This window comes from Streptomyces sp. NA02950 (assembly GCF_013364155.1).
Taxonomy (GTDB): domain Bacteria; phylum Actinomycetota; class Actinomycetes; order Streptomycetales; family Streptomycetaceae; genus Streptomyces.
The window spans coordinates 4,275,001-4,290,234 of record NZ_CP054916.1 but is presented as its reverse complement, the minus strand read 5'-3'; the positions used below and the strand labels follow the sequence as shown (position 1 = coordinate 4,290,234).

Here is a 15,234-nt window from a genome sequence, read left to right as displayed (position 1 = left end):
TCGACAGCACCGACGGCCGCCCCGGCATAAGCACGGGGCATTCGTAAACCCAGCGTAGTTCGCCGCATCCCGACCGTTAAGAGGTGGTGTCCCGGATGGCGAGATTCTTGTACGAACGGGCGTGCGGGGCGGTACGTGTGCTCCGGCTGTGTGTGGCCGTGCGCCTGTGTGTGCGCTCTGTCTCAGTCGCGGCCAGGACGTTTCGATGGGTCTTGCGTGGGTCGGCCCGCTGTACTGGATCCAGTGGGCTGGGGGACGCCGCCGCCTCATTCCCCGCGGGTGGCGGAACGGTCCGGGAGGCGAACGGCGCCTCCCGGACTGTCGTGTTGACCGACGGCGAGACGGGTGAGCGGAGGGCGGGCGACGAAGGGCCGGGTCAGTACAGGGCTTGCGCAAGGGCGTTGAGAGAGCCATCGCAACTTTGGCTGAATAACGTCCCTCGACGCCTGTCGGTGTCCACCAGCACCGTCGCATCGACGTCCGTCAACGCGCGCCAACACCCGTCACCGTCATCGGCATCCACCACGGCCGGGGATTCCCGTGTCGGGCCGCGGAGGGGGAGGCCCGACACGGGGCGCCCCCTGTCCCGCACACCGGAAGCTGTTTTCACGCATCAGGAAACGCGTTTCCGTGCAGGCCAGTTGGTGCGTCCGCGGTCCCGCGGGAGCGCGGCCGACGCCCCGGTCGGCACATCCGCCGCGGCACCGGGCACCGCGCTCGTGCTCGCGTGCCTTCGCACACTCGTCGGCGTCCTTGCGCTCTTGTGCGCCTCAATCGTGGCAGCATGGGCCACGGCGGAACGGTGCGTCGCGACCGGCGGTGTTCCCTCCTGGACTCCTCAGCGAGACCCGGGGGATGCCCTGGCACGGAAAGCACACAACGTGTGATCAACCCCTGGCGAATCCTGCGGTCATCCGTGGTCACTGGACATCCAGGAGGTCCACGTAGTTGTCCGGTTCGATGCCGAAACCGTCAACATGCTGTGCATGATGGCACCTACTTCTTGGTTGCCCTGGATGCCCACAGCCTGTGGAGGCGGCGATGCGGTGGTTGGTGGGGTGGAGCAGTACCGCATCCGGCCCGGTCCCCCCGGAAGGCCGTGCGATCCAACCGGTCGGTGCCCAACTCCTGTGGTCGGACCCCGATCCGCTGTGGGCGGTCGGTGACTGGCGCCCCGACGAGGTGCGCGTCGTCCAGGCCGACCCCTTCACCCGGCTCGCCGTCTTCGGCTGCTGCGGCGCCTCCGACGAGGAGCTGCGGGTCGGCCTGTTCGCCGCCCGCGGCGGCGCCCTGCGCCATCTCACCGCCTGGTCCGGCAGCTACACCGCCGTCGCCCAGGTCGGCCGCCGCGTCACCATCGCCGGTGATCTGGCGGGCGCCCGGCCCGTCTTCCACACCGACTGGGCGGGCGGCACCGCCTACGCCACCGCCGCCCTCCCGCTCGCCGACCTGATCGAGGCCCAACTCGACGTCAGCCATCTCGGCGCGCTCCTGGCCTGCCCCGACTCCCCGGAAGCCGTCGGCGACAGCACGCCCTACAGAGGCGTCGGACGCGTCCCCCCGGGCCATGCGCTGATCCTGCGCGACGGCGCCCGGGACATCACCGGCTACGAACCCACCGCCTCGCTCGCCGTCGCCGCGCCCCAGATCGACCAGGACAAGGCCGTGGACGGGATCCGGGACGCGCTGGTGGATGCCGTACGGGCCCGGCTCACCGCACCGCGCCACGCCCCCGAGAGCGGCGGCCTCGACCCCGGCCCCGTCCCCGGCATGGGCCCGGCCGAACGCCGCGCCGCGCGCGGTGCCCCGGCCCCCGGCATCGGCGCCGATCTGTCCGGAGGCAGCGCCTCCGCCACGCTCGCCCTGCTCGCCGCCGGACTCCCCGGGATGCCCGGCACCCTCCTCGGACACGGCACCGAAGCCGGTGAACGCCTCCTGGCCGTCACCTTCAACGACCTCGCCACGGCGGGCGGCGCCCGGGTCCGCGAGGCCGAGCTGGAGCGCGCCGGAACCATCGCCGCCAACCCACGGCTGCACCATGTGGTCGTCGCCGCGGGCGAGGAGGCCCTGCCCTACGCCGCGCTCGACAGCGGTGCGCTCACCGACGAACCGGGCCCCTCCCTCGTCATCGCCGAACGCCACCGGCGCCGGCTCGCCGCGGGCAGCGCCGACCATTTCGTCGGCCATGGTGCCCGCCAAGTGCTCGACGCCCACCCCGCGCGCCTCGCCGACCTGCTGCTCGACCGCCGCAGACGCCATCTGCTGCGTCCGGCGACCGCGCTCGCCAAGGCCGACGGGCCCTCGGCCCACTCCTTCTTCGTACCGTTCACCGTCTACCGCGCGGCGCGCAGGCTGGCCCGTACGTCCTACAGGGACGGCGTCGAGGAGGCCGCCGCGCGTCTGCTGGAGCGCCGCTTCACCGACGACCCCACGGCGGGCGGCCCCGGGGCCGTGTCCGCCTCCCTCGCCGCCCTGACCTGGTGCCGCCCCGGCCCCGCGGCCCGCTGGATGACCGGAGAGGCCCTGGCGGAAGTGTCGGTCCGGCTGGTGGAAGCGGCCGTACGCCCCGTCCTGCTGCGCCGCCCGGGGGAGCGCCGCGCCGACGCCGCCCTCGCCCGGTACGCCGCCGACCACCGCGTTTTCGAGCAGGCGGCGGAGGTCCGCAGCCAGCGCCTGCACGCGCCCTTCCTCGACAACCAGGTCGTACGGGCCTGCCGCGCGCTCCCCGAAGCGCTTCGTGTGCAACCGGGGGCGCGCGCCGCCGTCCTGCGCGCGGTCCTCTCCGGAACCGGTATCCGGGACCTCCCCGCCGGGTGGGGCGCCACCTCCCACGCCGCCCACACCGCCGCCGTACGGACCGGTATGCGCACCTGGGTCGGCGATCTGCTGGCCCTGTTCGACGCGCCGCTGCTGGCCGACGCGGGCCTGGTCGAGGCCCATGTCGTCCGCAAGGCGCTGCGCGCGGCGTCCCAGGGCGAGCGGCTGCCCCTGGACGGCCTGGCCGAACTCGTCTCCACCGAGGTGTGGCTGCGGCGGCTGGTCGCCCGCCGTGGCACCTGCTGGACGGGCACGGCGGCCCCGCGGCAGCGCGCGGTGGCGGGCGGAGTGCCGCGACCGAGCCTGTGACGGGGCGCGGGCGCGCCCACGGTGCCTCCCCGGCGTCTCCCCGCCCGCGGGTAATTGGGGTGCGGGGCGGGGGCCGCGGGGTGTTGGGTGGTGGGTTGGGGTGCGGAGCATGCGGCGACGGCTTCGCGGACGGCTGGACGGCTGGACGGCTGGGCGTTCGGGCGGTCGCGGTGGCCGGGCGGCTGGTGCGGAGCGTTCGCGGGGTGGTCGTGGGCATCGGCGGTGACCGGAGCGGACGGACCGGGCCGAAGCGGTCGCCCCCGTGGGGGGCTCCGGAGGACGCACGCCCGGCCCGGGACACGGGGGTGCCCGTCCAAGGGGGCGGGCGGCGCCACCGGCGCGTTCCCCGTCGGCCGAACGGCCGGGCGGAGGGGGCGCAAAACGGTTGGCCGACATCCGGTTCAGCGCTCCGACCGGTTGGAACGGCTCGTTCCGTCGCCCGTGCACGACCATGAGGTCTGCCCCAGGTGTGCCGGGCACGATCCCGCCCGCCCCGACATCCCGCTCCGCGATCGGCAACCTAGGAGAATGGCCCCCGTGCGGTATCTGATCCTCGGCACCAGCGAAGCGCGCGACGAACAGGGGCACGCCCTGCCCCTCGGCGGACCCCGGATCCGCGCGCTGCTCGCCGCGCTCGCCCTGCGCGCCGCACGCTCCGCGCCGGTCCCCGTCGACGTCCTCATCGACGAGGTGTGGGCCGACGAGCCCCCGCACGACGCGCCCGCCGCACTCCAGGCGCTCGTCGGCCGGCTGCGCCGGGTCATCGGCAAGGACGCCGTCGTCTCCTCACCCGGCGGCTACCGCCTCGCCACGGCCACCCCCCACGACGACGTCGACCTGCTGCGCTTCGAGCGGCTGACCCAGGACGGCAAACGCGCCCTCGACGCCGACGACCCCGGGACGGCCGCCACCGCCTTCCGCCAGGCACTCGCCCTGTGGCGCGGCGCCGCCCTCGCGGACCTCCCGGACCGGGACGCGGCCGCCGCCCGCCCCGAGGCGCTGCGGCTGACCGCCCTGCGCCGCCGGATCGACGCCGACCTCGCGCTCGGCCGCGCCGTGGACCTGATACCCGAGTTGCGGGAGCTGGTCGCCGACCATCCGCTGGACGAAACGTGCCATGCGCAGCTGATCCGGGCGCTGCGCGCGGCCGGTCACCACGCCGACGCCCTCACCGCGTACGAGCAGGTGCGCCGGATCCTCGCCGACCGGCTCGGCACGGACCCGGGCGCGGAGCTGAAGGAACTCCACCGGCAGATGCTGCTGGCGGACGGCACGCCCGCCATCTGGGAGCCCGCCGTCGCCGGTGGAGCAGCGCCCGCCGCTACCCGCGGAGCAGCGCCCGCCGCTACCCACGGAGCAGCGCCCGCCGCCACCAGCGGCGCGGCGCCCGCCAGGGGGAGCGCGCCGCGCGCCGACGGCCAGGACGAGGCCCCTCGACCCGCCTCACCCCCGCCGTCGGCCCCGCCCCGGGGCCCCACCGCCCCGGCACCCCCGCACCACAACATCCGCGCCCGTCTCACCAGCTTCGTCGGCCGTCAGGGCGAGATCGGCGCCCTGCGCCAGGACCTGGGCGGCGCCCGGCTGGTCACCCTCACCGGACCCGGCGGATCCGGCAAGACCCGGCTGTCCGAGGAGATCGCCGCGTCCGTGACGGACGGCTATCCGGACGGTGTGTGGGTCGCCGAACTCGCCCCGCTGGACCAACCCGCGGCCGTCCCCGGCGCCGTGCTGAGCGCGGTGGGCCGCCGCGAGACGGCACTGCTCGCCTCCGGTCTTGAGGGCCGTACGAGCAGTTCGGACGGCGCCGATCCGACCGGCCGCCTCGTCGAGTACTGCGCCGACCGCACCCTGCTGCTCCTGCTCGACAACTGCGAGCACGTCATCGACACCGCGGCGCGGCTCACCGAGACCCTGCTCGCGCACTGTCCGGGCGTGACCGTGCTCGCCACCAGCCGTGAGCCGCTGGGTGTGCCCGGCGAGGTCGTACGGCCCCTGGAGCCGCTGCCTCCGATCCCCGCCCACCAGCTGTTCGTGGAGCGCGCCGGGAGCGTGCGCCCCGGCTTCGACCCGGCGGCGGACCCGGCGACGGCGGAGGCGGTCGCCGAGATCTGCCGCCGCCTGGACGGTCTGCCGCTGGCGATCGAACTGGCCGCGGCCCGGCTGCGGTTGCTCACCCCGCGCCAGATCGCCGACCGGCTCGACGACCGGTTCCGTCTGCTCACCAGCGGCAGCAGAACCGTTCTGCCGCGCCAGCAGACCCTCAGAGCGGTGGTCGACTGGTCCTGGGAACTCCTCGACGAGCGTGAACGCACCGTGCTGCGCCGGGCCTCGGTCTTCGCGGGCGGCTGGAGCCTGGCGGCGGCGGAGGCGGTGTGCGCGGACGCGCCGCCCGGTGCCGCCGAACCCACCGATCACCCTGTCGGGCCCGCCACCCACGCCACCGAACCCGACACGGGTGCCGGCGGTGGCGAGGGCTCGTACGCCGACGCACACGCCCCCTCGCGCTTCCATGCACACCCTGGTGCGCAGATCGCGCCCCATGACGTCCTGGAACTGCTCGGGGCGCTGGCCGACAAGTCCCTCCTGGTCGTCGACCACCCCGGGCAGCCCCCGGCCGCCGATCCGTCCGCCCCGGCGGGCGAGGCCCGCTACCGCATGCTGGAGACGATCCACGAATACGCGACGGAACGGGCCATCGAGGACCAGGCCGCCCGCGCCGACCACGCCGCCGCCCTCACCCGTCACACCGCCTGGTTCCGGGACTTCGTCCGCGCCGCCGAGCCACGCCTGCGCTCGGCCGAACAACTGCCGTGGCTGCGCCGTGTCGAGACCGATCTCGACAACATCCGGGCCGCTCTTCAGCGTTCGCTGACCGCACGTGACGAGGACAACCTCTTCGCGATCATCTTCGCCCTGGGCTGGTTCTGGTGGCTGCGCAACTACCGCGACGAGGGCGCCGCCTGGACCCGTAGCGCCCTGATCCTGGAAAACCTCCCGGACGGCGCGGACTTCCCGGGCGACCGGATCACCGCGGACGGACCCGGTCCGTACGGCGGCCCGGGCCCCGTCCCCGCCGAGGTCCCCGACGGCACGGACGGCATCGACCCGGCCACCACCCGGTACTGGCAGTTCATGGACCTGCGGCTGCTCTACTTCTTTCTGCTCGCCGAGCACGGCGGATCGGATCTGCACGACGAGAGGACACGGATCGGAGCCGAGCGGATCCGCGACGCCTACAGTGCCCACCCCGGCCCCCGGAGCGCCCGTTTCCCCGCGATGCTCTGGCCGTTCTCCGGTTTTGTCATCAACGGTCACTCCGGGGTGATGCCGCTGATGGACCAGACGGTGGCCAACTGCCGGAAGTACGGCGACGACTGGGCGCTCGGCGTGGCGCTCATGTTCCGCACCCATCTGGCGATCGACATGCCCGGCGGCATCGAGAACACCGATCGCCACTGGACCGAGCTTCGCGAGCTGAGCACCCTCGTCGGAGACCGCTGGATGCTCGCCCAGGTGGAGGGCGCATTCGGCGAGATCGCCACGCTCCGCGGCCGGTTCACCGAGGCGCGGGCCGCCTATGAGGAGGCACAGCGGCTCGCCCGGGAACTCGGGGCGCAGACCGAAGTGCCGTTCCTCTACACCCGCCTCGCCGATCTCGCCCTGCACGAGGGCGACCACGAGGGAATGATGAAGCTGGTCGACCGCTCCGAGGAGGAGGCGGAACGCTGTGGCGCGCTGGACGTGCGCTCCTTCAACCAGATGCTGCGCGGTGTCGCGCACCTGGTCCGCGGTGAGGTGGCCGAGGCCAGGACGTACTACGACAAGGCGATGTACTGGGCCGAGCGCGGCACCCTGCCACCGCAGTTCTGGGTCGTCGCCCACGGCCTGAGCGGCCGCATCCTCGCGGCCGAGGGCGATCGGCCCGCCGGACTGCGTGCGCTGCGCGACACCCTGGTCCGCGGCGCCGAGGCGAGCTGCACCGAGACGCTGATGGCTCAGCAGGCCGAGTCCGCCGCGCAGGTCCTGACCGGCTGCGGAGAGGAAGGGCTCGCCGCGCGGCTGCTGGGTGCGGCCGACAGCTGGCGCGGCAGGCTGCCGCGCTCACCGCTGATGCTGGAGGAGACCGGCCGGACCGTGGCACAGGCCGCCGAGACGCTGGGCCGGCCGATGGTCGGGGAACTGCGCGCGGAGGGCTCGGCACTCTCCGTCGAGCAGGTCATCGCCCTGCTCGACGACGCCCTGAGCCGACTCGGCCACCCCGTGGACGCGGGCCCCTCCGACGCCCCGGACCGGACCTCGGCCACCGGCTGAGACACGCACGCCTCGGCCAGCGCCCGAACACCGCCGGTCGCTGCGCCCCCAGGCGTCGAAAGGCGACAAATGAATCCCGGACGACGCAGGCGTACGTTCACCCGTACGGGGAAGGCGTGGCGCACGAACCCGAAACCTATGGGCGAACGACCCATGGGCGAACGCGAGACCGTGCGGGCCCCCGACCGCCGGAACCGTCACGCCCCCGCCGGACGCGGCCACACGCCGCACACCGCAGCCCGCACATCCACGGCAGGCAGAAACAGACGGGAGACCAACGCGGGCCCCCGGCCGAACGACGCCGCGGCACGCCGCTCCGTAGACGGCCGGGCACCGCTCGCCCGGCCGTCTACGCCCGATGGACGTCATACGCCTGATGGACCCGGCGTGGCCCACGCCGCCCCGCGTACACCGGGCGGCGCCAACGTCACCTCATCCGGCGGGGCGTGACCGCAGTCCGTCCAGCAGGATGTCCAGCAGTCGTGCCGACGCCGCGGCCTGGTGCGCCGCGTCCGGCAACGAGGGCGCCGCCGTGGCGATGACCAGCAGCACATCCGCGACCGTCACATCCGGGCGCAGCTCGCCCGCGGCCCGTGCCCGCTCCACCAGCTGCCCGACGACCTCGAGCAGCGCCGCCGCTCCCGCGTCGTCCGGCTCGTCCTGCGGTGCGGGCGGTTGCTCGACCAGCCGCAGCTCCGGCTGGGCCGTCGGGGCCGCCGTGGTGGCTAAAGCCGCCTGCCGCTGCTGCGGCACCCGGATCTCGGCCTCCACATCGACCCCGACCCGCAGCACCTGCGGCGGCAGCAGCCGGCCCGCGCCGGACGCCACCGATGTGCGCAGGAACCGGGCCAGCGCGGACCACGGCTCGTTCTCCTGCCCCAGCGCCGAGCGGGCCTGGTCCGTGAGCCGGGCCGTCTCCTCCTCGGCTATCCGGCGCACGAGCACGTCCTTGCTGGGGAACCGCCGGTAGACGGTGCCCACCCCGACCCGCGCCCGCCGTGCCACGTCCTCCATCGGAGCCCCGTACCCCAGCTCCCCGAAGACCTCGCGCGCCGCGCGTAGAACATGCTCGAGATTGCGCTGCGCGTCCACGCGCAGCGGAGTGCTCCGGCCCCCGTTCCCGTCCGAAGAAGCGACGGCTGCGGACCATGACGAACCCTGAAGGTGCATAAGTGATCCCCCGGTAATGACGTCTCCCCCCGGAGACTCCCCGCCCAGACTGCCGGGGCAGTCACAACCCCGACGAAGTACGAACATAGTTGAGCCCAGGTCAAGAAAGAAGGGGGTAGGTCCGGACAGACCGCCCCCCAGTCGGAGCAGTCGCGTGCCATTTCCCGCCATTCCGTCCGCTCCCCGCCCTGCGCCCCCGTGCTGACCTGCGTACCTTTCGCACGTCCAGGCGAATCCCGGCCTCCGGTCGCGCCACGCCCTGCGGTCACACAATTCGTCGGGGCTGTGGACAAACTGCGGCTGTGCGTGCCTCATGGGAGGGTGAAGGAACCTGCGCGCATTCTCGTTGTCGGCGGTGGCTACGTCGGGATGTACACCGCGCTGCGCCTCCAGCGGAAGCTGAAGCGAGAGCTGAGGCAAGGCGACGTACAGGTCATCGTGGTCGACCCCGAGCCGTACATGACCTATCAGCCGTTCCTCCCCGAAGCGGCGGCCGGGTCCATCTCCCCGCGCCATGTCGTGGTGCCGCTGCGCCGCGTCCTGCCCGAGTGCAAGGTCGTCATCGGCGAGGCCACCGCGATCCATCACGGCAAACGCACGGCGACCGTCAGAACCCTCGCCACCGAGGAGGAGGGCACCGGCTCGATCGAGATCCACTACGACGAGCTGGTCCTCGCCCCCGGCTCCGTCTCCCGCACCCTCCCGGTCCCCGGCCTCGCCGAGTTCGGCATCGGCTTCAAGACCGTCGAGGAGGCCATCGGGCTGCGCAACCACGTGCTCGAACAACTGGACATCGCCTCCTCGACCCGGGATCCCGACATCCGCGACGCGGCGCTGACCTTCGTGTTCGTCGGCGGCGGGTACGCGGGCGTCGAGGCGCTCGGCGAGCTGGAGGACATGGCCCGGTTCGCCGTCCGCTACTACCACAACATCGCGCCCGAGGACCTGAAATGGATCCTGGTGGAGGCCACCGGACGGATCCTCCCCGAGGTCGGTGAGGAGATGGGCCAGTACGCCGTGCGCGAGCTGCGCAGCCGCAACATCGACGTACGCCTGGAGACCCGGCTCGACTCCTGCGAGAACCGTGTCGCCGTCCTGAGCGACGGCTCACGCTTCCCCACCCGCACCCTGGTGTGGACCGCGGGCGTCAAACCGCATCCGATCCTGGCCTCCACCGATCTGCCGCGGAACATGCGCGGCCGCCTCAAGTGCACGGCGGCGCTCCAGGTGGACGGCGTGGAGCACGCGTGGGCGGCCGGGGACGCCGCGGCCGTCCCGGACCGTACGGCGGAGGAGCCCGGCACCGAATGCGCGCCCAACGCGCAGCACGCCGTCCGCCAGACCAAGGTCCTCGCCGAGAACCTCATCGCCTCGATGCACGGCAGGCCGCTCCAGGACTACGCGCACAAGTACGTCGGCTCGGTGGCCTCCCTGGGCCTCCACAGAGGTGTCGCGCATGTCTACGGACGGAAGCTGAAGGGGTATCCGGCCTGGTTCATGCACCGCGTCTACCACCTCAGCCGAGTGCCGACCTTCAACCGTAAGGCACGCGTCCTGGCCGAGTGGATCCTGTCGGGGCTGTTCAAACGGGAGATCGTCTCGCTCGGGTCGCTGGAGAACCCGCGCGCCGAGTTCAAACTCGCCGCGGACACCGGTCGCCATCCCGAAGCCAGTTGATCCCCGCGAGCGGAGCCGGGAACTCCCCTCCCACGATCGGCGTCTGACGGATGTCAGTCCGGTCGGCCACACTGGACGTGTGACCATGGGTGGGCTCGTATCTGCAAAGAGTGACAATCGCGAGGATTCGGAAGTTTGCTGCATTCCCCCGGGGGCCGTCCCCCGTATCCGCACCCATCTCCCCGATCCCGCGCCGGCGCGCTGCTCAGCCACCACCCCGCGAGGTAATCCGCAGTGAACTTCACGCGCTGGAGCGCCCGGCTCCCCCGAACCCAGCGACGCATCGGCTCGCGCGCCGACCGCGGCGCGCGGCGTCCGCAGCCCGCGCCCGCATCGGGCGGCGGCTCCGTCCCCGCGGCCCGGGGCGAGCGCGCCGATCCCGCGGCGCGCGGCGCAGCGGCCCCCGCGGCGGTGGCCGCCCCGGAGGCCGAGGCCCCCGCCGCCGTCCCGACCCTCGACGGGCTGTCCGTCCACGATGTCCTCGGCCAGGTCCCGGCCCTGGTCGCGGTCGTCTACGGCCCTGACCACCGCATCGCCTACACCAACGACGCCTATGCCGACCTTTTCGGCCGCCGCCCGCCCGGCACACCCGCCCGTCAGGCCCTGCCGGAGCTGAGCGAGCTGGGACTGCTGCCGCTCATGGACCAGGTCCTGCGCAGCGGCAAGCCCCGTACGGTCAAGTCCCGGCGGGTGTCCGCGGCCGATTCCGGGCCCGGGGCCGGGCCCGGCACCGCACCGGGCTCCGAGCCGGAGGCGCCGGCCGCGGGCGGCGGACGGTCCCGCCACGGCTACTACACCTTCACCTGCTCCCCGATCGAGATGGCGCTCCCGGCGCCGGCCGCCCCCGACCGGGCGCCCGCCGCCCAGCCGACCGTGACCGCGGCGACCGACGACACGGCGGCGACGGTCCGACCCGACGCCGACACCCCCGCCCCGGAGACCACCGCCCCCGTCCGCGGTGTGCTCGTCTTCGGCGCGGACGTCACCGACCAGGTCGAGGCCGCCGAGCGGCTGCGCGCCAGTGAGCGACTCCAGCGCGAGGCCGCCGTCACCCTCCAGCGCAGCCTGCTGCCCCAGGAGCTGGAGCAGCCCGACGACCTCAGGATCGCCGCCACCTACCAGCCGGGCGGCACCGAAGCCGCCGTGGGCGGCGACTGGTACGACGTCATCACCCTCGGCGCCGGGCGCACCGCGCTGGTCATCGGCGATGTCATGGGCCGCGGTGTGCGGGCCGCCGCCGTCATGGGCCAGCTGCGCACCGCCGTCCGGGCCTACGCCCGGCTGGACCTGCCCCCGCACGAAGTGCTGCAACTGCTCGACGGCCTGGCCGCCGAGATCGACGCCAACCAGATCGCCACCTGCGTCTACGCCGTCCACGACCCCAACGAGGGCCGTCTCGTCTACGCCTCCGCGGGCCATCTGCCGATCCTGGTCCGCGACCCGGACGGCACCGTGCGCCGCGCCGCCGAACCGACCGGCCCGCCGCTCGGCACCGGAGGCTGGCTGCACACCTCCGGCTCCGTCCCGTTCGGCCCCGGTGCCGGCGCCGTTCTCTACACCGACGGCCTGGTCGAGCGCCGCGACAAGGACATCTACGACGGTGTGGCCGCGCTCGAGCGGGTCTTCGCGGGGGCGACCGGCTCGCCCCAGGTGATGTGCGACCGGCTGATCCGGGCGCTGGGCATCACCGCGGAGCACGACGACGACGTGGCCGTGCTGGTCCTCCAGCACCCCGCCCGCACCGGCCATGACGCGGAGCTCTTCCACAACGCGGCGCTGGATCTGCTCGGCGGGGTGGAAGCCGCACCGCGCGCCCGCGCCTTCGCCTCGGGCGTCCTGGCCAGCTGGCGCTTCCCCACCGAGCTGCGCGACCTGGGCGTCCTGGCCGTCAGCGAGCTGGTCGCCAACTCCCTCCAGCACGGCACGCCCCCGATGCGGCTGCGGCTGCGCCGCACCGACCGCCGCCTGATCATCGAGGTGACGGACGGCGATGAGCATCTGCCGCGCCGCCGCCGGGCCGAACCGGTGGACGAGGCCGGGCGTGGGATCTCGATCGTCGCGACCATCGCCTCGTCCTGGGGCTGCCGCCGCACCCCGGGCGGCGGTAAGGCGGTGTGGTGCGAATTCGCCCTTCCGGCGGGTTAGCGCGACGCAAGGGCGAGCGGATCAGCCGACAACATCGCCCTGGTGGCGAGCGGTACCACTGCCACCAGGGCGACCACGAGGGCGATATCGGGGTCACGGCCGCGGCTGAGCGCCTCAGGCCGCGGTGGTCACCGTCTCCGACGGCTCCTTGGGCTCCGCCGACTCCTTACGGGGCGCGGGCACCGAGGCACCGGCGACGACCCGCAGCGGATTGTCCTGCCGGGCCGTGAGCCCGCGGCCCAGCCGCAGACCGAGCACCGTGACACCGAGCGAGCAGACGATCAGTGACGCGATGTACGCCCCGTACAGACCGGCACCGGCCAGCAGCCCGCCGACCGCCGGACCGACCGCCAGCGCGAGCTGTTTCACCAGCGAGAACGCGGAGTTGTACTGCCCGATCAGGGACGGCGGTGCCAGATCCGCGACCAGCGGGGCGACCGTGGGCGACAGCATCGACTCACCGAGCCCGAAGAGCGCGTACGCCGAGATGATCGCGGCGGTGCCCAGCACCTGGCTCCCCGGGACCAGCCCGGCGGCCCCCGCGACGACCCACGCGGCCGTCCACACCAGGCCGACCAGCGCGATCACCCGGCTGCGACGGCGCCGCTCGACCAGCCTGAGCACCACGAACTGCGCCAGCACGATGGCCGCCGTGTTCGCGGCCAGCGCGACACCCAGCATCGCGGGCGAGACATGCGCGACCTCGACCGCGAACGCCGACAGCCCGGACTCGAACTGCCCGTAGCAGGCGAAGAACATCACGAAGCCCAGCACACAGAGCTGCACCATGGCGCGGTCGCGGAGCAGGGCGCGCCAGCCGCCCCGGGCGTCCACGCTCTCGTTCCTAGGAACCGCATCCGCGAAGACCGGCGCCTTCGCCAGCCGCACCGTGGCGACCGCCGCGCCCAGCACCAGGAACATCGCCGCGTCGATCGCGAAGAGCCGCACGAAGCTGGACGGCGAGGAGGTGTCCACCAGGAGCCCGCCGAACAACCCGCCGACCCCGAGGCCGAGGTTGCTGAGGAAGAACTGCGTGGCGAACGCGCGCGAGCGGGTGACCGTCGTCGAGCACCACACGATCAGCGTGGCCAGCGCGGGCTGGATGACCGCCATACCCGCGCCGAGCACTCCGGCCGCGGCGATGACCAGCGGCTCGCTCGAGGCCAGGCCGAGCCCCATCGATCCGACGGCGGCGGCGACCGCACCCACGACGGCAACGGGCAGCGGCCCCCGCCGGTCGATCACCCGACCGGTGAAGGGCAGCACAACAAGCGCGGCCACCGCGAACGTGGCGAGCACCAGGCCCGCCGTATTCGCGCCGAGGTCCCGCACCTGCGCCACATAGACGAAGAGGAACGGAACAGTGAAGCCGTTGCCGAACGCGCTCAGCGCGTTGCCCAGCTGGATCCGGCGCAGCGCTGCGCCCATCGCGGTGGTCACACTCACCTACCTAGGTCGAAGAGGGCCCACGGGGCCCAGGGGTGTCGATGAACAGGGATGAAGTCCGGACAGTCGAAGCATGAAGACTTTGAACCTAAACTTCGAAGGTGAAGAGTACACAACGAAGGACTTCGGCGCCAATGAGTTTCGTGTCATACTGCGCGGCATGCCTGAGACCCCCGACCAGGACGACCTGCTGAGCCTCGACGAGCAGATCGCGGCCTACCAGCGCGAATTCCACGACCTGGACCCGCAGGTGGAGCAGGTGGTCAGCGCCCTCAGCCGGCTCACCCGGCGGATGAACGTGGCCTACGGCCGCCAGTCCGCGACCCTCGGCATCACCAACGCCGAGTGGGAGGTCCTCAAGGCCCTCGTCCTCTCCGGCGCGCCGTACCAGCTCGGCCCCGGCGACCTGGCCAAGCGACTCGGGCTCACCCCCGCCGCCATGACCCACCGGATCGACCGCATGGTGAATGAAGGGCTTGTCACCCGTGAGCGTGATGAGAGCAATCGGGTCCGGGTCATCGTCGAGCTGACCGCCGACGGCCGGGAGAAGTGGCTCGAGGCGATGCGCCGCGCGACGGTCTTCGAGGAGGACCTGCTCCAGGACCTCTCCAGCGAGGAACGCGGCGCCCTCGGCGAGATGCTGACGCGGGTGCTGCGCCGGGTGGAGGAGGACCAACCCGACGCCGGGGGACGGCTGAACGACCTCGACTGAGGCATTCGGCCGACACGGGTTGACACTGCCATGCGCGATCCGTAATGTTCTCCGAGCTGCCACGGAGCCGTAACGGTTCTCCGGTACGCACTCGAGCCGCACCGGCGGCAAACCACTACTGCACGGCCCCTCCTCGGGATGAATTTCGGCATGCCGGAATTCGGTTCGAAAGCTCGATTATGAGCATCGGGGGGAATCCGCTAAAGTAGTGAACACGCCGGAAGGCGCGAAACCCCGCTCCAACAGGGGGCCGGAAACGGAATGCGGTTCGGAAACGGACCGGAAAACGGATCTGGTAAGGTTGGAAACACCGAAGGGAAGCCCGGAGAAACCGGTGAAACGGTTTCGAAGGAAGCGTCCGTTCCTTGAGAACTCAACAGCGTGCCAAAAGTCAACGCCAGATATGTTGATACCCCGTCCGCATCGTCGATGTGGTCGAGGTTCCTTTGAAGAAACACACACAGCGAGGACGCTGTGAACCGTCGGACTATTCCTCCGATGGTTCCGCTCTCGTGCAGTGTTGACCGGGATATCCCGGAAGCATTCACGGAGAGTTTGATCCTGGCTCAGGACGAACGCTGGCGGCGTGCTTAACACATGCAAGTCGAACGATGAACCGGTTTCGGCCGGGGATTAGTGGCGAACGG

The 15,234-nt window shown here is 72.6% G+C and carries 7 protein-coding genes and 1 rRNA gene (1 of these 8 only partly in view); 6 read left to right on the top strand and 2 right to left on the bottom strand.

The genetic code is table 11. From position 1 onward, the window contains the following. The first annotated feature begins 1,041 nt into the window (after nucleotides 1-1,041). Together HUT19_RS18520 and HUT19_RS18515 are read left to right on the top strand one after the other, a co-directional pair. Nucleotides 1,042-3,126, top strand: coding sequence for an asparagine synthase-related protein (locus HUT19_RS18520; RefSeq protein ID WP_176181558.1), 2,085 nt, complete (start codon nucleotides 1,042-1,044; stop codon nucleotides 3,124-3,126). 537 nt (nucleotides 3,127-3,663) lie between these two features. Further along, a complete protein-coding gene (locus HUT19_RS18515; protein ID WP_176187015.1) occupies nucleotides 3,664-7,437 on the top strand; it encodes a BTAD domain-containing putative transcriptional regulator in 3,774 nt (1,257 codons plus the stop codon). Nucleotides 7,438-7,869: 432 nt separating this feature from the next. Here HUT19_RS18515 and HUT19_RS18510 read toward each other — a convergent pair whose 3' ends face one another. Continuing rightward, nucleotides 7,870-8,607, bottom strand: a complete 738-nt coding sequence (locus tag HUT19_RS18510; protein WP_176181557.1) for a TetR/AcrR family transcriptional regulator — start codon at nucleotides 8,605-8,607, stop codon at nucleotides 7,870-7,872. A 321-nt stretch (nucleotides 8,608-8,928) separates the two neighbouring features. Between HUT19_RS18510 and HUT19_RS18505 the strand changes: the two genes are divergently transcribed. Next, complete coding sequence (locus tag HUT19_RS18505; protein ID WP_303331914.1) at nucleotides 8,929-10,284, top strand: NAD(P)/FAD-dependent oxidoreductase; 1,356 nt, start codon at nucleotides 8,929-8,931, stop codon at nucleotides 10,282-10,284. Nucleotides 10,285-10,518: 234 nt separating this feature from the next. Then, nucleotides 10,519-12,429 (top strand): SpoIIE family protein phosphatase, encoded by a 1,911-nt coding sequence (locus tag HUT19_RS18500; protein ID WP_176181555.1) that lies wholly within the window; start codon nucleotides 10,519-10,521, stop codon nucleotides 12,427-12,429. A 114-nt stretch (nucleotides 12,430-12,543) separates the two neighbouring features. On the opposite strand, the gene HUT19_RS18495 is transcribed toward HUT19_RS18500, so the two are convergent. Next, the gene (locus HUT19_RS18495; protein WP_176187013.1) at nucleotides 12,544-13,869 is read right to left on the bottom strand and encodes an MFS transporter; all 1,326 of its coding nucleotides are present in this window, start codon (nucleotides 13,867-13,869) and stop codon (nucleotides 12,544-12,546) included. A 166-nt stretch (nucleotides 13,870-14,035) separates the two neighbouring features. On the opposite strand from HUT19_RS18495, the gene HUT19_RS18490 reads away from it, so the two are divergent. Beyond that, on the top strand, nucleotides 14,036-14,587 hold the full coding sequence (locus HUT19_RS18490) for a MarR family winged helix-turn-helix transcriptional regulator (protein ID WP_176181554.1): 552 nt from the start codon (nucleotides 14,036-14,038) through the stop codon (nucleotides 14,585-14,587). Between the two features lie 543 nt (nucleotides 14,588-15,130). Beyond that, nucleotides 15,131-15,234, top strand: a 16S ribosomal RNA gene (locus HUT19_RS18485); it runs 1,418 nt beyond the window's last position.